Source organism: Streptomyces sp. NPDC058335 (assembly GCF_042723915.1).
GTDB lineage: Bacteria > Actinomycetota > Actinomycetes > Streptomycetales > Streptomycetaceae > Streptomyces.
In genome coordinates, this window is sequence record NZ_JBHXHX010000020.1 from 140,732 (window position 1) to 158,241 (window position 17,510).

The 17,510-nt window shown below is 69.8% G+C and carries 16 protein-coding genes and 2 tRNA genes; 7 read left to right on the plus strand and 11 right to left on the minus strand.

From position 1 onward, the window contains the following. Positions 1–47 precede the first annotated feature (47 nt). Positions 48–1,019, plus strand: coding sequence for a hypothetical protein (locus ACFWJX_RS32355; protein ID WP_383249880.1), 972 nt, complete (start codon positions 48–50; stop codon positions 1,017–1,019). 64 nt (positions 1,020–1,083) lie between these two features. On the opposite strand, the gene clpX is transcribed toward ACFWJX_RS32355, so the two are convergent. From clpX to ACFWJX_RS32380, 5 genes are all read right to left on the minus strand, one after another. After that, entirely contained in the window at positions 1,084–2,373 is a 1,290-nt protein-coding gene (clpX, locus tag ACFWJX_RS32360; protein ID WP_383249881.1) for an ATP-dependent Clp protease ATP-binding subunit ClpX, read from the minus strand. Between the two features lie 185 nt (positions 2,374–2,558). After that, positions 2,559–3,239: an ATP-dependent Clp protease proteolytic subunit gene (locus tag ACFWJX_RS32365; RefSeq protein ID WP_383249882.1), complete on the minus strand. Its 681-nt coding sequence runs from the start codon at positions 3,237–3,239 to the stop codon at positions 2,559–2,561. Between the two features lie 114 nt (positions 3,240–3,353). Beyond that, positions 3,354–3,962 (minus strand): ATP-dependent Clp protease proteolytic subunit, encoded by a 609-nt coding sequence (locus ACFWJX_RS32370; protein WP_383249896.1) that lies wholly within the window; start codon positions 3,960–3,962, stop codon positions 3,354–3,356. Positions 3,963–4,260: 298 nt separating this feature from the next. After that, on the minus strand, positions 4,261–5,652 hold the full coding sequence (gene tig / locus ACFWJX_RS32375) for a trigger factor (protein ID WP_383249883.1): 1,392 nt from the start codon (positions 5,650–5,652) through the stop codon (positions 4,261–4,263). 207 nt (positions 5,653–5,859) lie between these two features. Continuing rightward, positions 5,860–5,936, minus strand: a tRNA-Pro gene (locus ACFWJX_RS32380). A 166-nt stretch (positions 5,937–6,102) separates the two neighbouring features. Between ACFWJX_RS32380 and ACFWJX_RS32385 the strand changes: the two genes are divergently transcribed. Together ACFWJX_RS32385 and ACFWJX_RS32390 are read left to right on the plus strand one after the other, a co-directional pair. Then, positions 6,103–6,173, plus strand: a tRNA-Gly gene (locus ACFWJX_RS32385). 109 nt (positions 6,174–6,282) lie between these two features. Continuing rightward, a complete protein-coding gene (locus tag ACFWJX_RS32390; protein WP_383249884.1) occupies positions 6,283–6,489 on the plus strand; it encodes a hypothetical protein in 207 nt (68 codons plus the stop codon). 21 nt (positions 6,490–6,510) lie between these two features. Here ACFWJX_RS32390 and ACFWJX_RS32395 read toward each other — a convergent pair whose 3' ends face one another. After that, the gene (locus tag ACFWJX_RS32395) at positions 6,511–6,705 is read right to left on the minus strand and encodes a hypothetical protein (protein WP_073491582.1); all 195 of its coding nucleotides are present in this window, start codon (positions 6,703–6,705) and stop codon (positions 6,511–6,513) included. A 411-nt stretch (positions 6,706–7,116) separates the two neighbouring features. Between ACFWJX_RS32395 and ACFWJX_RS32400 the strand changes: the two genes are divergently transcribed. Continuing rightward, positions 7,117–8,271, plus strand: coding sequence for an acyltransferase family protein (locus ACFWJX_RS32400; protein ID WP_383249885.1), 1,155 nt, complete (start codon positions 7,117–7,119; stop codon positions 8,269–8,271). A 13-nt stretch (positions 8,272–8,284) separates the two neighbouring features. Here ACFWJX_RS32400 and ACFWJX_RS32405 read toward each other — a convergent pair whose 3' ends face one another. Both ACFWJX_RS32405 and ACFWJX_RS32410 read right to left on the minus strand, forming a co-directional pair. Beyond that, positions 8,285–8,728, minus strand: a complete 444-nt coding sequence (locus ACFWJX_RS32405; protein ID WP_383249886.1) for an HD domain-containing protein — start codon at positions 8,726–8,728, stop codon at positions 8,285–8,287. A gap of 34 nt (positions 8,729–8,762) precedes the next feature. Next, positions 8,763–9,947, minus strand: coding sequence for a PP2C family protein-serine/threonine phosphatase (locus ACFWJX_RS32410; RefSeq protein ID WP_383249887.1), 1,185 nt, complete (start codon positions 9,945–9,947; stop codon positions 8,763–8,765). A 163-nt stretch (positions 9,948–10,110) separates the two neighbouring features. Between ACFWJX_RS32410 and ACFWJX_RS32415 the strand changes: the two genes are divergently transcribed. Then, positions 10,111–11,376: a GNAT family N-acetyltransferase gene (locus ACFWJX_RS32415; RefSeq protein ID WP_383249888.1), complete on the plus strand. Its 1,266-nt coding sequence runs from the start codon at positions 10,111–10,113 to the stop codon at positions 11,374–11,376. 16 nt (positions 11,377–11,392) lie between these two features. Here the strand turns inward: ACFWJX_RS32415 and ACFWJX_RS32420 are convergent, their stop codons facing one another. Next, complete coding sequence (locus tag ACFWJX_RS32420; protein ID WP_383249889.1) at positions 11,393–12,211, minus strand: Fpg/Nei family DNA glycosylase; 819 nt, start codon at positions 12,209–12,211, stop codon at positions 11,393–11,395. 409 nt (positions 12,212–12,620) lie between these two features. After that, on the minus strand, positions 12,621–13,106 hold the full coding sequence (locus tag ACFWJX_RS32425; RefSeq protein WP_383249890.1) for a ribose-5-phosphate isomerase: 486 nt from the start codon (positions 13,104–13,106) through the stop codon (positions 12,621–12,623). Between the two features lie 227 nt (positions 13,107–13,333). Between ACFWJX_RS32425 and ACFWJX_RS32430 the strand changes: the two genes are divergently transcribed. Beyond that, positions 13,334–14,776 (plus strand): amino acid permease, encoded by a 1,443-nt coding sequence (locus tag ACFWJX_RS32430; protein WP_383249891.1) that lies wholly within the window; start codon positions 13,334–13,336, stop codon positions 14,774–14,776. Positions 14,777–14,853: 77 nt separating this feature from the next. On the opposite strand, the gene ACFWJX_RS32435 is transcribed toward ACFWJX_RS32430, so the two are convergent. After that, a complete protein-coding gene (locus tag ACFWJX_RS32435) occupies positions 14,854–16,317 on the minus strand; it encodes a serine/threonine-protein kinase (protein WP_383249897.1) in 1,464 nt (487 codons plus the stop codon). A 332-nt stretch (positions 16,318–16,649) separates the two neighbouring features. Between ACFWJX_RS32435 and ACFWJX_RS32440 the strand changes: the two genes are divergently transcribed. Continuing rightward, a complete protein-coding gene (locus ACFWJX_RS32440) occupies positions 16,650–17,375 on the plus strand; it encodes a hypothetical protein (RefSeq protein WP_383249898.1) in 726 nt (241 codons plus the stop codon). The last annotated feature ends 135 nt before the right edge of the window (positions 17,376–17,510 follow it).

Sequence of the window (17,510 nt, forward strand, 5' to 3'; positions counted from 1 at the left end):
GAGCCAGGATGTGAAAATCACATAAGCGTCTGGAGGGGAACCCAGTCATGAGCTACAACCAGCCGGGCCCGTACGGCGGGCAGCAGCCGCAGCAGCCCGGACCGTACGGCCAGCAGGGCCCGTACGGCCAGCCGCCGCAGGCCCCCCAGCCCGGCTACGGCTACCCCCAGCAGCCGCCGCAGTCCGTCCCGCCCCAGACCCCGCCGTACGGCGCCCAGCCCCCCTACGGCCAGCAGCCGCCCGCCCCGCCCTACGGCCAGCAGCCCCCGTACGGCCAGCCCCCCTACGGCGTCCCCCAGCCCCCGGCCCCGGGCGGCGGCAAGAAGAAGGCGGGCATCATCATCGGCGCGGTCGCGGTGGTCGCGGCGATCGGTGTGGGCGCGTACTTCGTGCTCGGCGGGAGCGGGGGCGCGGGCGGCCTGGAGGACGACGGAGCGCACAAGCTGACGACGCCGGAGACGGTGGTCAGTGAGTACCAGCGAGTCGGCGAGGGCAATCAGGTCAGCGGTTCCGACACCGCCAAGGACATGGAGAAGAGCGGCGTCAAGGGCGGTACGGCGGTCGTCGGCCAGTGGTCGACCGCGGACTTCAGCAACTACGACCCTGAGGACCCCTCCTCGTTGCCCGACCAGTCCGAGCTGCTGACCGCCAAGGGCATGACGATGGTGGGCGGTTACGGAACGATCGCCGACCCGCAGGTGACCCTGGACAAGTTCTTCGCCTCCATCCAGAAGCAGGTCAAGGACAGCTCCACCAGCGACACCGGCACCATGCAGAACGCCGAGCTGGTCGGTGAGCCGGAGGAGGTCGAGATCGACGGCGCGGTGGCCAAGTGCCAGTCGACGAAGAGCACCAACGCGCTCACCAAGAAGGAGTCCACCGACTGGTTCTGCGCCTGGGCCGACTACAGCACGGTCGCCATGGTCTCGCCGGGTGACAACAACGGCACGGGTGTCGGCAAGGACACCGCCGTCGACCTCACCACCAAGCTCCGCGAGGAAATCCGCGTCAAGGCCTGACACTCCGCACGCGACGAGGGGCCCCGGTCGACCGACCGGGGCCCCTCGTCGCGTGTGGTGGCGGTTACGCCGTCTTCTGCTCCCCCGGTCCCCGGCCGTTGCGGGCGTCGCGGGGGATCAGGGTGGGGTTGACGTTGGAGCGGACGACGTCCGCGGTGATGACCACGCGGGCCACGTCCTTGCGGGACGGGACCTCGTACATGACCGCCTGGAGGACTTCCTCCATGATGGCGCGCAGGCCGCGCGCGCCGGTCTGGCGGAGGATGGCCTGGTCGGCGATGGCCTCCAGGGCCTCGCGCTCGAAGTCCAGCTCCACGCCGTCGAGTTCGAAGAGGCGCTGGTACTGCTTCACCAGCGCGTTGCGCGGCTCGATGAGGATCTGGAGCAGGGCCTCGCGGTCCAGGTTGTGGACCGAGGTGATCACGGGGAGGCGGCCGATGAACTCGGGGATCATGCCGAACTTGACCAGGTCCTCGGGCATGACGTCCTCGAACTGGTCCTTGGCCTCCAGCTCCCGCTTCGAGCGGATCGTCGCCCCGAAGCCGATGCCCTTGGCGCCGGCCCGCGACTCGATGATCTTCTCGAGGCCCGAGAAGGCACCGCCCACGATGAACAGGACGTTCGTCGTGTCGATCTGGATGAACTCCTGGTGCGGGTGCTTGCGTCCGCCCTGCGGCGGGACCGAGGCCGTGGTGCCCTCGAGAATCTTCAGCAGGGCCTGCTGGACGCCCTCACCCGAGACGTCACGGGTGATCGAGGGGTTTTCACTCTTCCTCGCGACCTTGTCGATCTCGTCGATGTAGATGATCCCGGTCTCGGCCTTCTTGACGTCGTAGTCGGCGGCCTGGATCAGCTTCAGCAGGATGTTCTCGACGTCCTCGCCCACATACCCCGCCTCGGTGAGCGCCGTGGCGTCGGCGATCGCGAACGGGACGTTCAGCATGCGCGCCAGGGTCTGCGCGAGGAGGGTCTTGCCGGAGCCCGTGGGGCCCAGCAGGAGGATGTTGGACTTCGCCAACTCGATGGCGTCCTCACGGCCTTGACCGCCGCCGTGCTCACCGGCCTGGACCCGCTTGTAGTGGTTGTACACCGCGACCGACAGGGCCTTCTTGGCCGGCTCCTGGCCGACCACGTAGCCCTCGAGGAACTCGTAGATCTCGCGCGGCTTCGGGAGTTCCTCCCAGCGGACCTCGCTCGTCTCCGCGAGTTCTTCCTCGATGATCTCGTTGCAGAGGTCGATGCACTCGTCGCAGATGTACACACCGGGCCCTGCGATGAGCTTCTTGACCTGCTTCTGGCTCTTGCCGCAGAACGAGCACTTGAGCAGATCGCCGCCGTCACCGATGCGTGCCACGGTGTGCTTCCCCTTCGCCTGGGAAACGACTGGAACATCTTTCGAGTCCAGCGTCTCCTGGTGCTGCCTTATGTCGACGGTACCTTGCCGGGCCCCCCGTTCGGGCCCCCCTTGGCACGGTTCGCTTCCACGTGGACCGTGTCACACCATGCCAAGGGGCGGCAGACGATACTCCCCCACCCGCGTCAGCGCAGGTCGGCGTTGTTCATCTTGCGGGTCGAGATGATCTGGTCGATCAGCCCGTACGACAGCGCGTCCTCGGCCGTGAGGATCTTGTCGCGCTCGATGTCCTCGCGGATCTTCTCGATCGGCGTGGTGGAGTGCTTGGCCAGCATGTCCTCCAGCTGGGCACGCATCCGCAGGATCTCGTTCGCGGCGATCTCCAGGTCGGAGACCTGACCGCGGCCGGTCTCGCTGTACGGCTGGTGGATCAGCACACGGGCGTTCGGCAGCGCCATGCGCTTGCCGGGCGTACCGGCGGCGAGCAGGATCGCGGCGGCGGAGGCCGCCTGGCCCATGCAGACCGTCTGGACGTCGGGCTTCACGAACTGCATCGTGTCGTAGATCGCCGTCAGCGCCGTGAAGGAGCCGCCGGGGCTGTTGATGTAGACCGAGATGTCCCGGTCGGGGTCCATCGACTCCAGGCACAGCAGCTGCGCCATGACGTCGTTGGCGGAGGCGTCGTCGATCTGCACGCCGAGGAAGATCACCCGCTCCTCGAAGAGCTTCGCGTACGGGTCGTACTCGCGGACGCCCTGGGAGGTGCGCTCGACGAAGCGCGGGATGACGTAGCGGGACTCGGCTCGGGGGCCGGTGTATTCGGCCTCGGTGCGGGCGTAGAGGCCGCTGCCGGGGAAGTCGTTCACGGTGTCTCCTGGAGAGAAGGCTGGGGCGGTGGGTGAAGGGGGCTGAGAGGGACGCTGACGGCCTCGGGGGCGCCGGATGTCCGGCGGGACCCCCTGGGCCGTGACGAGCCCGTACTAGGCCGCCCCGGTACCGCCGCCGCCCGGCATGCCGGCGGCCGTGGGGATGACGTCGTCGATGAGGCCGTAGGCCTTGGCCTCGAAGGCGTCGAACCAGCGGTCGCGGTCCGAGTCCCGGGTGATCTGCTCGATGGTCTGGCCCGTGTGCTGGGCCGTGAGCTCGGCCATGCGCTTCTTGGTGTGCAGCAGCCGCTCGGCGTGGATCTTGATGTCCGAGGCCGAGCCGGCCAGGCCGGCGGAGGGCTGGTGGATCAGGATCTCGGCGTTCGGCAGCGCGAAGCGCTTGCCGGGCGTACCGGCGCTGAGCAGGAACTGGCCCATCGAGGCCGCGAGGCCCATCGCGATGGTCACCACGTCGTTCTTGATGAACTGCATGGTGTCGTAGATCGCCATGCCGGCCGTGATCGAGCCGCCGGGGCTGTTGATGTAAAGGAAGATGTCCTTGTCCGGGTCGGCGGCAAGGAGCAGCAGCTGCGCGGTGATCTTGTTGGCGATGTCGTCGTCGACCGCCTGGCCGAGGAAGATGATCCGCTCGCCGAGCAGCCGGTTGTAGACCTGGTCGCCGAGGCCACCACCGATGGAAGGGTCGCCGGCGGCGGAGGGCATCAGATTCGTCACGTATCCACCTGCTCGTCTTATCGACGGCGTCCGGGCCGTCTCACGTGTACTGCCGGGGGCAACGGGGACTCCCCTGCCCTCGTATTCATGGACCCTAACGCGCGGGTCCCTTCGGAGAATCCCGGAGAGGTGGGTGTTCGCCGGGGGCGTAGCCGGGGCCACGGGGCGGAGCCGCAGACCGGCACGGCCGGGCGTCCCTGGGGCGGGCTGCGCCGCCGTATGCCGAGAGGGCCCCGGAGCATGGTGCTCCGGGGCCCTCTCGATCGCTTCAGGAGTGGCGCGAGGCTCAGGCCTCGGGCTTGTCCTCGGCGGACTCGGTGGTGTCCTCCGTGGTGGCCTCGGCGGCCTCCTCGGTGTCCTCCTCCTCGTCGTCCAGGTCGATGATCTCGCCGTTGGTGTCCTTGACCGTGGCGGACTCGACGACCACGGCCAGGGCCTTGCCGCGGGCGACCTCGCCGACGAGGAGCGGAACCTGACCGCCCTCGACGACCGCCTGCGCGAACTGGTCGGGGGACATGCCCGAGGAGGCGGCGCGGCGCATGAGGTGCTCGGTCAGCTCCTCCTGGTTCACGTTCAGCTTCTCGCGCTTGACCAGCTCGTCCAGGACGAACTGGGTCTTGATGCCCTTGACCGCGGCCTCGCGGGTCTCGGTCTCGAACTCCTCGGCGGTCTTGCCCTGGAGCTCCAGGTACTTGTCGAGGGTCAGACCCATCTGGTCGAGCTGGTGGTGCTCCAGGTTGTGCTTGCGGGTGTTGATCTCGTCCGCGAGCAGCTTCTCGGGGACGGGCACCTCGACCAGCTCCAGGAGCTTCTCCAGGACGCGCTCCTGGGCCTGGGTGGCCTGGTCGTACTGCTTCATGTTGGCGAGGCGCTTGCGGCTGTCGGCCTTCAGCTCCTCCAGGGTGTCGAACTCGGAGGCGAGCTGCGCGAACTCGTCGTCCAGCTCGGGCAGTTCGCGGGCGGCGACCTGGGTGACCTTGACGGTGACCTCGGCCTGCTGCCCGGCAGCCGAGCCGCCCTTCAGCTCGGAGGTGAAGGTGGCCTCGCCACCGGCCTCCAGGCCCTTCACGGCGTCGTCGATGCCCTCGAGCAGCTCGCCGGAGCCGATCGTGTAGGAGACGCCGTCGGCGACGCCGTCCTCCAGGACCTCGCCGTCGACCTTGGCCTCCAGGTCGACCGTGACGACGTCGCCGTCCTCGGCCGGACGCTCGACCGGGGAGGTCGAGGCGAAGCGCTCACGGAGCTGCTCCACCGACTTCTCGATGTCCTCGTCGCTGACCTCGACGGCGTCGACCTCGACCTCGATGGAGGAGAAGTCCTCCGGGAGTTCGAGGACGGGGCGGATGTCGACCTCGGCGGTGAAGTTCAGCGTCTCGCCGTCCTTCAGCTCCGTGATGTCGACCTCCGGCTGGCCCAGGACGTCCAGCTCGGCGCCGTTGACCGCCTCCGTGTAGAACTTCGGAAGCGCGTCGTTGACGGCCTCCTCCAGCACGGCTCCGCGGCCGAACCGCTGGTCGATGATGCGGGCCGGGATCTTGCCCTTACGGAAGCCCTTCACCGTGACCTGCTGGTTGATCTTCTTGTACGCCGCGTCGAGGCTGTCCTTGAGCTCCTCGAAGGGCACCTCGACAGTGAGCCGAACCCGAGTCGGGTTCAGGGTCTCCACGGCGCTCTTCACGGTTCGGTCTCCTTGTGGCTGACTTCTTGGGTTTCGCCGGAACCTGACAGGTCCGGCGATTCAGCGCCCGGGGGAGTTCGAGGCCGGTGGGCCGGGGACACACGGGCGCGCAGTCTGCATAGTAGCCGCAGCAGCTGAGCCGCCCAAAAGACGATCTCCGGTGCGGCGCCCGGCATGATCGCGCAGATGGCGCGCAGATGACGCAGATGGTCGGGGTGGCGGGATTTGAACCCACGGCCTTCCGCTCCCAAAGCGGACGCGCTACCAAGCTGCGCCACACCCCGTCTGGTGCGACACGTAGGGTACATGCCCGCAGGCCGCCCGGCCGCCGCATTCACCGAGGGTCCGCCGGGGCTCCGGGCGCGGCGCGGAAACGGGGTGTGCGACGAAGGCGGTCGACCCGCTAGGATGCCTGGAGTGCCGGGGTCGGCTGACCTGCGGCGCGCGAGTGCGGGCGTAGCTCAATGGTAGAGCCCTAGTCTTCCAAACTAGCTACGCGGGTTCGATTCCCGTCGCCCGCTCTGTACGGCTCAGGGCCGGGTCGGAGGATCAATCCTCCGACCCGGCCCTGAGCGTTTTCGGGCCGGCGGAGACCGGTGAGGGCGCGAGGCGTCGCTGTAGCGTGGCCGGATGGCTGGATCCCGGATCAAGGTGCAGGGCTCGGCCACCGAGATCATTGTCGCGGCCAACGCCGCGGGGCCGCGGGAGCCGGCCGAGCGACTCGTCGCGTTCGCCGCTCCCGAACTCCGGGACGGCTACCACGAGCAGCTTGAGAGCGGCGTCAGCCTGGAGGACGGCTCGATCAGCCTGATCCTGGAGCGGGACGAGAAGCTGTAGGGCCGTCCGGCCCGGCGTCGTCTAGAAGCTGATCGAGTTGATCGTTTCGGCGAGGGAGTTGAGGAAGCGGTTGATCGACGGGGCCATGCCCGTCGAGGCGAGGAAGAAGCCGAACAGGATCGCGACTATGGCTGGGCCCGCCTTGATCGACCCGCCTCTGATCAGTACGACCAGGACGATCGCCAACAGCAGCACCACTGACAGTGAAATGGCCACAACTGATCACACACCCTCGGTCGGTCCGCTCTCCCGGCCCGGGGACGCGACCCCGCGCACCCCGCCAGAGACCATCGTGCCACCAACGCGGCCTCCCTATGCGGCCGCTGACGCATCCTCGACGGCAACTGTCCGTGTCCGACCGGGTCGCGGCGCCCGCGAAAGCCTGCCGCGCCGCAATTGACGGACGAACTCCGCATACAAATTCACAACTGGCGCGCAGGTAATTCGAATTGTGGGCACAGAGCCTTCGCCGACACCGCCACAACCGCCGTTATGCACCTTTTAGTCGGGATGAATCGTGACATCCAAGGCGCCGGACGGGGAGACCAGTTGGAAATCGCGAGGAATGAGATCGCGTTGACGAGGAACGTTTTACGGACCGCCACGGACAACGCTAGGGTGCCTCAGATGTTCCACGCCGCTTCGTCTCTCCTGTCGAGTCCCAGCTCATCCCAGAGCGACAAAGATCAGCACCGACCGTCCCCCGACAGACGGCCGAAGCAGCGTGACGCGTTCTTCGACAACGCCAAGTACCTGGCGATCGTGCTGGTCGCCATCGGTCACTCCTGGGAGCCCCTGAAGGGCGACAGCCGGGTGCTTCAGGCCGCGTACCAGTTCGTGTACGCCTTCCACATGCCGGCCTTCATCCTCATCTCCGGCTACTTCTCGCGGAGTTTCGACGGCAGTCCGGCCCGGCTGAAGCGCCTGGTGACCGGTGTCGTCGTGCCGTACGTCGTCTTCGAGACGGCCTACCCGCTGTTCAAGCAGGTCGTCGACCACGATCCCCAGGCCGCCGTCACGCTCCTCGACCCGTACTACCTGACCTGGTTCCTGTGCGCGCTGTTCATCTGGCGGCTGACCACCCCGATCTGGAAGACGATCCGCCATCCGCTGCCGGTCGCGCTGGGCATCGCCATGCTGGCGTCCGCCGCGCCGGGCATCACCGGTGACCTGGACCTTCCGCGTGTCCTTCAGTTCCTGCCGTACTTCGTGCTGGGCCTGTGCCTGCGGCCCGAGCACTTCCGGATGGTGCGCCGGTGGCCGGTGCGGATCGCGGCCGTGCCGGTGTTCGTGTTCGCGCTGGGCTTCTCCTGGTGGGCGGTGCCGCGGATGGACACCGGCTGGCTCTACCACCGCTCCTCCGCGCAGGAGCTGGGCGTCCCGTGGTGGGTGGGGCCGGTCATGCAGCTGGCGCTGTTCGGCTGCTCGCTGCTGCTGACCGCCTGCTTCTTCTCCTGGGTGCCGGGCCGCACGATGTGGTTCACGACGCTCGGCGCGGGCACCCTCTACGGCTATCTGCTGCACGGCTTCCTGATCAAGGGTGCCGACTACCGCGGCTTGTTCGAGCCCGAGTGGCTGCACCGCCCGCTCGGTGAGATCGCCGTCACCGTGGCCGTCGCCCTCGCCGTCACCCTGTTGTGCACCAAGCCCGTCCGGTGGGTGTTCCGGGGCGTGATGGAGCCGAAGATGGACTGGGCGTTCAAGAAGCGGGACGTCACCGCCGAGCCGGTCCGCGTGCTGAAGCGGGAGCCGGCGCAGGAGCGCGCGAAGGCCGACGCCTAGCCGGGGCGCCCGGTCAGGGAGCCGTGAGGCCGAGGAGTGCGCGCATGCGGGCGTACTTCTCGGTCAGGCGGGTTCGGGTCGGTTCGTCCAGGACGGCCAGCCGGGCCGGGTCGGCGTTGTGTGCCAGGTCGGCCTCCTTCACCAGCAGCGCGCCCGGAGTGGCGAGGATGCGCCCCGCGTATGCCTGAGGCGTCTCTCCCGCCCGCTTGGTGACCGCCCTGACGACGTCCTTCGTGCGGTCGCTCAGGGCCGCCCCGCGCAGCCAGGCCTCGGAGAGCGCGTCGTCCTCGACGGCGTCGTGCAGCCAGGCCGCCGCGATCTGGTCGGGGTCGCCGCCCCGGGACCGTACGCCCTCCGCGACGGCCTGGAGGTGCTCGGCGTAGGGGCGGCCCGCCTTGTCGGTCTGGCCCTCGTGGGCCGTGCGGGCGAGGGTCTCGACCTCGGTGAGGGTCAGCATGGGTGTCCTTCTACAGGAGCCGGACCGCCCGGGTCTACAGCAGGGAGGCCGCCTGGGCCGTCGGGCCCTCCCGGCAGATCAGGAGCAGGGCGCGGTCGTCGTTGACGTCCTTGGCGACCGCCTCGATCAGGTGCCAGGCCGCGCCCTGGAAGCCGCCCGCGACATAGCGGTCGGCCTCGCCGGTGAGGCGGTCGATGCCCTCGACGATGTCGCGGTCGGAGGTCTCCACCAGGCCGTCGGTGAAGAGCATCAGCACGTCGCCGGGGCGCAGCGAGCCCTTCACCGGGTCGAACTGGGCGCCCTCGTACACGCCGAGCAGCGGGCCCTCCGCGGCCTTCTCCTCCCAGCGGCCGCTGCCCGCGCTGAGCTGGAGGCCCGGCGGGTGGCCCGCGGAGTACAGCTCGTAGTCCCCGGAGTCGAGGTCGAGGACGAGGTGGATGGAGGTGGCGAAGCCCTCGTCCCAGTCCTGGCGGAGGAGGTAGCCGTTGGCGGCCGGGAGGAAGGCGTGCGGGGGCAGGGAGCCGAGCAGGCCGCCGAAGGCGCCGGACAGGAGCAGGGCCCGCGAGCCCGCGTCCATGCCCTTGCCGGAGACGTCCGTGAGGACGACCTCCATGGTGCGGCCGCCGTTGGTGCGGGCCGCGACGACGAAGTCACCGGAGAACGACTGGCCGCCTGCGGGACGCAACGCCATCTCGCGGTGCCAGCCCCGCGGCAGCGTCGGCAGCTTGCTCTGCACCCGGATGCGTTCGCGCAGGTCGAACAGCATGGTGCCGCCGCGCCGCCAGGGCACGCCGACCCGGCTGCGGAACTGGGCGATGAGCAGACCGATGAAACCGCAGGCCGCGACGACCAGCACCACGCCCGGCGTGACCCGCGCCGCGCCCTCCGTGTACGGGCCGAGCTGCACCGACTCCACGATCAGCGCGGTGGCCGCCGCCGCGTACAGACCGAGCAGGCTCGCCGGGCGCAGCACGAGGCCGCCGGCGACGATCGGCAGGACCAGGGCGGCCGGTGAGCACCACACCGGATCGGCGAGCGTGACGGCCGCGATCACCGGGACGGTGAGCAGCAGACCGGCCAGCGCGATCCAGTCCGAACCGTCCCCGCGGAAGTAGTCCACGGCACTTCTGCGCAGGCCGGTGCGGACCCGGTGCACCAGGTGCTTCAACCGGGCCGTCAACGTCTCGGCTTCCGCGCGCCGCTGTCGTCCTGCTGCCATTAGTTCGGGACCCTATCCATCCAACCCACCGCTTGGCACGGGAGGTCCCACTTGTCCCCCGTCCGAGGCTCGACTTCACAGTGAACGCCACGGAAAGCGCTCGCGCCGCCAGGAGGGAGAAATTCCCTGGCTCGTCCCGCATTGCACTGGTAGGCATGGATCCATGACGACTGAGGCGACGGGCCGTTCGGGCCTCCCTGCAACCGACCTGCGGCCCTTACGGCGGGACGACTGGGACAATTGGTACGACACCCTGATGCGCGCCTTCGGCGGGGTCGACGAATCGGCCGAGGAACGCGCGCTGTGGCGCGACCTCACGCCGTACGAACGCTCCTTCGGCGCCTGGGACGGAACCGAACCGGTCGGGACGGCCGGGGCCTTCGACTTCCGGCTGACGGTACCCGGCGGGGCCTCCGTGCCGACGGCCGGGGTGACCATGGTCGCCGTGGCCGCGACGCATCGCCGGCGCGGGGTGCTGACCTCGATGATGCGGCGACAGCTGGACGACGTACGGAAGTGGGGCGAGCCGCTCGCCGTCCTCACCGCCTCCGAGCCCGCCATCTACGGACGGTTCGGGTACGGCGCGGCGACCTTCGGAGTGCACGCCGAGATCGACACCGGCCGGGTACGGCTGTCCGTCCCGGCCGGCACCGACGACGTACGGCTGCGGTACGCCGAGACCGGGGCCGTCCTCGACGTGTGCGAGGCGGTGTACGCGCGAACCGTGCCCCTGCGGGCCGGGATGTTGGCGCGGCGGCCCGGCTGGGAGCGGCTCGGGGTGCTCGACCCGGAGAGCGAGCGGGGCGGGGCGTCGCCGTTGCAGTGCGTGCTGGCCGAGCGGGACGGCGAGGTCACCGGGTACGCCCGGTTCCGGGTGAAGCCGAAGTGGACGGACTCGGGGCACAACGGTGAGGTGCTGCTGATCGACCTCGCCACTGTCGACGCGGTGTCCGAGGCGGCGTTGTGGCGGTTCCTGTTCGGCATCGACCTCACGACCTCGCTGAAGGTGCGGGGGCGGCCGCTGGACGATGCCTGGCAGCATCTCGTCTCCGACATCCGGCGGTGCGAACTGCGGGTGCGGGACTCCCTGTACGTGCGGCTGGTGGACGTCGGGGCCGCGCTGGAGGCGCGGACCTACCAGGCGCCGGTGGACGTGGTGCTGGACGTCGAGGACTCCTTCTGCCCCTGGAACGCCGGGCGTTGGCGGCTGTCGGGGGACGCGAAGGGGGCCGTCTGCTCGCGTACGACGGATGCGGCCGATCTGCGCTTGTCCGTGCGGGAGTTGGGGGCCGCGTATCTCGGGGGTGTCTCGCTGGGCTCGCTGGCTCGGGCCGGGCGGGTGCAGGAGTTGCGGCCGGGGGCGTTGGCGGAGGTCTCGGTGGGGTTCGGGGCGGCGAGCGGGGAGCCCTGGCTGCCGCACGGGTTCTGAGTTCCCGAGGGGTAGGTCAGGGTTTTTGGCAGGTGGGGCACCAGAAGAGGTTGCGGGCCGCCAGGGGCGCGGTGCGGACCATGTCGCCGCACAGGTGGCACGGCTGGTGGGTGCGGCGGTAGACGTACACCTCGCCGCCGTGGTCGTCGACGCGGGGCGGGCGGCCCATCGCCTCCGGGGTGTGCTCCGGGCGGACCGTGTCGATGCGGTTGTTGCGGACGCCCTCGCGCATCAGTGCCACCAGGTCCGACCAGATCGCGGTCCACTCGGCGCGGGTGAGGTCCCTGCCCGCGCGGTACGGGTCGATGCCGTGCCGGAAGAGGACCTCGGCGCGGTAGACGTTGCCGACGCCCGCGACGACCTTCTGGTCCATGAGGAGGGCGGCGATCGTCGTACGGCTGCGGGAGACACGGCGGTACGCCCGCTCCGGGTCGGCGTCCTCACGGAGGGGGTCGGGACCGAGGCGGTCGTGTATCGCCTGCTTCTCGGCGTCCGTGATCAGGGCGCAGGTCGTGGGGCCGCGGAGGTCCACGTAGCCGGTGGGGCCGGCGAGGCGGAGGCGGACGGTGTCCGTGGGTGGGGGTGCGGGGGTGTCCGGGGTCGACTCACCGAAGGTGACCTTGCCGAAGAGGCCCAGGTGGATGTGGATCCAGGTGTCTCCGGCGAAGCCGAGGAAGAGGTGCTTGCCGTGGGCCTCGGTGTGGGTGAGTTCCGTGCCGGTGAGCAGGGCGGCGGCGTCGGAGAACTTGCCCTGGGGGCTGGTCACCCGCGGTGCGCTCGCGGTGAAACGGGCGTAGTCCTGGGCGAGGCGGTGGATGGTGTGCCCTTCCGGCACGGTGGAGGTCCCTTCGGTCGTTCCTTCTGCCCACCCGCCCGACTCGGTCGGACGAGAGGTGGCCCTCGGCCCGGGGCGCCGCCCCGCGACCCGGCGGGGGCACCGCCCCCGCACCCCCGGAACTTTGCCCACCCGACCCACCTCACTCGGTGGGTGAGACGCGAGCGTTGTCTCCGGGCTCCGCCCCGGACACCGGCGGGTGCTCCGCCCCCTGCACCCCCGGGCCCTGGTGTCCGGCCCATCGCCGGCTCGCTCGGACGGGGGCCTTGCCCTGTCCGGCCCGGGGGCGGCTCCGCCCGGAGGGCTGGGCGGCGCTCGGCGCGGCGACGGAGGCTGGGGCCTCCCACGCGTGCCGCCGGTCACGCGCGTAGCGCCGCCGACCCGGCCGAGTCGGTCCGTCGTGGTCGGCTCAGCCCTGGGGGTGGTGTGCCGGGATCGGGGGGAGTTCCGCCGTCGTCTCGTAGGCCGTCAGCATGTCGATGCGGCGGATGTGGCGTTCGTCGCCGGAGAACGGGGTGGCCAGGAAGGTCTCGACGAACTTCGTCGCCTCGTCCTGGGTGTGCATGCGGGCGCCCACCGCGATGACGTTGGCGTTGTTGTGCTGGCGGCCGAGGGAGGCCGTCTCCTCGCTCCACGCGAGGGCGGCCCGGACGCCCTTCACCTTGTTCGCGGCGATCTGCTCGCCGTTTCCGGAGCCGCCGATGACGATGCCGAGGGCGTCGGGGTCGGCGGCGGTCCGCTCGGCCGCGCGGAGGCAGAAGGGCGGGTAGTCGTCCTGGGCGTCGTAGATGTGCGGGCCGCAGTCGACCGGGTCGTGACCCGCCTCCTTCAGCCATTCGACGAGGTGGTTCTTGAGTTCGAAGCCGGCATGGTCCGAGCCGAGATACACGCGCATGGGATGAGTGTGACACGCGTGTTGCCGGGTAGCAGCGCCGGGTATCGCGCCGAAAAGCAGGGGCAACGCAGTGGAAGCTCAGGAAAACCTCAAGTAACGATCCGGAATCAAAGGTTCCCGAATCCATTCACCTCAGATTCACTGGTCCGGCTCGTACGCCTCCCGTACGGCCCGTACACCGCTCGTACGGGAGATCCCCCTCACGCGGCGCAAAGGAAATCCGTCCCATGACTTCGCAGCCGACCCTGACGAAGGCCGGAAACGGCCCCGGAGATCCCGGAGAGCCCCACTCCGGTCTCCACGCGGGCCTCAAGAACCGTCACCTCTCGATGATCGCCATCGGCGGAGTCATCGGAGCCGGGCTGTTCGTCGGATCAAGCTCCGGCATCGCCACCGCAGGCCCCGGCATCCTTCTCTCCTACGCCCTCGTCGGCACGCTCGTGGTGCTGGTGATGCGGATGCTGGGTGAGATGTCCGCCGCCAACCCGACCTCGGGTTCGTTCTCCGCGCACGCCGACCGCGCGCTCGGCCCCTGGGCCGGGTTCTCCATCGGCTGGCTCTACTGGTTCTTCTGGGTCGTCGTGCTGGCCGTCGAGGCCACCGCCGGTGCCGCCATCCTCGAGTCGTGGATCCCCGCCGTGCCGCAGTGGGGGTGGGCGCTCATCGTGATGGTGGTGCTGACCGCCACCAACCTCGTCTCCGTCGGCTCCTACGGCGAGTTCGAGTTCTGGTTCGCCGGCATCAAGGTCGTCGCCATCGGTGCCTTCATCGTCGTCGGCGGGCTCGCCGTGTTCGGCGTGCTGCCCGGCGTCGACAGCGACAAGGCCGGCGTCGGCAACCTCGTCGACCACGGCGGCTTCCTGCCCCACGGGCCCGGCGCCATCCTCACCGGCGTACTGCTCGTCGTCTTCTCCTTCATGGGCAGCGAGATCGCGACGCTGGCCGCCGGTGAGTCGGAGAACCCGCAGCGTGCCGTCACGAAGTCCACCAACAGCATCATCTGGCGTATCGGCGTCTTCTACCTCGGGTCGATCTTCGTCGTGGTCACCCTGCTGCCGTGGAACGACCCCTCCCTCAAGGAGCAGGGTTCCTACGTCGCCGCACTCGACTCGCTCGGCATCGCGAACGCCGGTGAGATCATGAAGTTCATCGTGCTGACCTCGGTGCTGTCCTGTCTCAACTCCGGGCTCTACACCGCCTCCCGCATGGCGTTCTCGCTCGGTGAGCGCGGGGACGCGCCGAAGGCCTTCGCGCGGACCACCTCGCGGGGTGTGCCGAAGAACGCGATCATCGCCTCCGTGGTGTTCGGGTTCGTCGCCGTCTTCTTCAACTACGAGTTCCCGGACTCCGTCTTCCTCTTCCTCGTCAACTCCAGTGGCGCCGTCGCCCTGTTCGTGTGGCTGGTGATCTGCTTCTCGCAGCTGCGGATGCGGAAGATCATCCAGGCCGAGGCGCCGGAGAAGCTCGTCGTGCGGATGTGGCTGTACCCGTACCTGACCTGGGCCACGGCCGGGCTCATCGTGTTCATCCTCGGCTACATGCTGACCGACACCGAGCACGACGGCCGGACCACCGTGCTGCTGTCGCTGCTCGTGGCCGCGGTCGTCATCGCCATCGCCATCGTCAAGCAGAGGCTGAAGGAACCGAACGAGGTGCGGGCCGACGTGTAGTTCCCGACTCCGCAGAGGGGGCCCGTGCCCACGGGTCCCCTCTTCCGTTCTTCCGTGCGTGCTTCGCCGCCGTGCCCTCACAGCACCGTGAAGCTGTCCTTCACCTTCTCGTACGTCCGTACCGCCGACGTCTCGATGTCCGGCCGGTACCAGGTGTTGATCTGGTACGTCTTCCCGCCCTCGTCGAAGCCGAGGAGGCGGGCGCGCCAGGGGGCGCCCCGGAGGGTGAAGGTGTACTCCCAGACCACCGCCGGGCGGCCGTCGAACGTGGTCTCCTCCAGGCGGATCTTGCGGTAGTCCTCGCCCTGGTGCGCGTTCTGCTCGGAGGTCCGCCAGGTCTCCATCAGGTCGCCGCCGGACAGCGAGGACTTGGCGGCGAGTTCCTGCCGCCCGTCGGGCGAGGTGTAGTGCACCTCTGCACCGGTCTGCACGTCCCGCTGCCAGCCCTTCGGTGTCGCCCAGGCGTACCCTCCCGCCTCCTGGTGCGCCCCCGGCGGCAGACTCGGCGGCCGGACCGTGCCCTCGACCGTCGAAGAGGCGGAGGGGCTGACGGATTTCCGGGGCGAGGCGATCGTGGAGGTGGCGGGTGATGAGCCCGCCCGGTTCCCGTCGCCTCCGCCCGGCGCCGACGCCAGCACGATCCCGACGACCGCGGCCACGGCCACCACGCCCCCGGCCGCCATCAGGGTCGTACGGCGGCGGAGGCCGGCGCGGGACGGGACGGCGGGGGTGGCCGCGGCGCGTATCAGGGTCGGGGGCGGTGATTCCTCCCGGTGAGCCACTGCCCGTGGCGCGTCCGCCACCGGGTGCAGGGCCGATTCCAGGTCCGTCAGGCCGGCCCGGAGCGCGGGCTCCTTCTCCAGGGCGGCGGCCAGGATCTCCCGCAGCGGTCCTGCCCGCGCCGGGAGTTGCGGCTCCTCGTAGAGGACGGCGTGCAGGGTCGCCAGGGTCGTCGCGCGGGAGAAGGGGGAGTGGCCGGCCAGAGCCGCGCAGAGGGTGGCGCCCAGGGACCAGATGTCGGAGGGCGGGCCCTGGGGGCGGCCGGCGATGCGCTCGGGGGCCATGTAGTCGGGGGAGCCGACCAGCATGCCGACCATCGTCAGCGCCTTCGCGTCCTGGATGGCGGCGATGCCGAAGTCGGTGAGGACGACGCGCTGTCCGGCGTCCTCCACCAGGACGTTGCCCGGTTTGATGTCGCGGTGCAGGACACCTCGGGCATGCACCTGCCGCAGGGCCGCGATCAGTCCGAGGCCGATCCGGGCCGTCTCGCGCGGGCCGAGGGGGCCTGTCTCGGCCGTGATCCGCTCCAGGCTTCGGCCGGCCACCAACTCCATGACGATCCACAGGCGTTCGCCCTCGTCCACGACGTCGTAGACGCGTACCACGTGCGGGTGGTCGATGCGGGCCGTCGCACGGGCCTCGCGCAGGGTGCGTTCGCGGCGGGTGCGGGAGTCCTCCGCGTCGATGCCGTCCATGCGCATCTCCTTCACGGCGACGAGCCGGTCGAGCATCTCGTCGACGGCCCGCCACACCCGCCCCATGCCTCCCTGGCCGATGCTCTCGACCAGCCGGTAGCGCCCGGCCACCAACAGCCCGGGGATGCCTTCGCCACCTCTCACGCCGCCCGAATCTCCCCCGGACCCCGGAGTTCCCGGAACTCCCATTGCCCCCGCGGTCCTCGGGTCTCCCCCATTTCCCGGGTCTCCCGCATTTCCCGCTCCTCCCCTGTTTCCCGGCAACGCCCCGCACCCCCTCCATTGCCCTTCCACCGGCACACAATGGTCACACTTGATGCCGTGCCAGCATAGTGCGGAGAAATCTTGTGGTACCTCTTCGAGTAGTGCGAATTCAGACGCACCCAAGGGGGACGAACATGAGTTCTCGTCGCATGACGACCATCGCCGGATCGCTGGTCACGGCATCTTTCTCGGCGGTGATGATCGTTGCCGTGCCTGCCGTGGCGAACGGCCCGGGACCCGGTAGCGACAAAGGGGGAAAGGCCGTCGACCAGGCGCCCGCGGGCGTGAAACCGACCACGCTGCTGCCCGAGGAGATCTCGGTCGACAACGGGTCGCGGAAAACGACGATCACCGCCACCGTGAAAAATGACGGGACCAAGGAAACCGGCGGCATTCGGCTTTTGGTCGTCGGTTTCGACGGACTGACGGTCAAAAACGTTCCGGGTTGTTCACAGATCGCGGAAGGAGATCTCCCGGAGGGTGCCAACAGCGGTTTCTCCTGCCCCATCGACAATCTCGCGGCCGGGGCATCGAAGTCGTACGCCGCCGACGCGACCTTCGATCTCGGCAGGACCGGGAAGATCTGTCTGCCCGTCCAGACCTCGGACGGGTCCAGGACGTTCTGGCAGCAGGGGCCGGTGCCCTTCGGTACGACGAACCCGTCGCCGAACGCGCCCGCCACCCCGCTGCTGCTCGGCACCGACAACACCCCCGTGGCGCCGGACGGCGGCGAACTGCCCCGCACCGGCGCTCCCGGACGCGACGTCCTGCCGCTCGGCGCCGCCGGCGCGGCCCTGCTCACGGCGGGCGTCGCGGGGTTGTGGTGGTCCAGGCGACGGCCGGAGCCGCAGGGACGCTGAGGCCGTACCGGGCGCGAACGCGGAAGAGGGGGGGCCGGGGGGCCGCCCGGGGGGCCCGGCCCGCCCGCCGCGGGCCAATACCACGCCCACGCCGCGGGGCTCGAGGCCCCCCGGGGGGGCGCGGCCCACCACCGA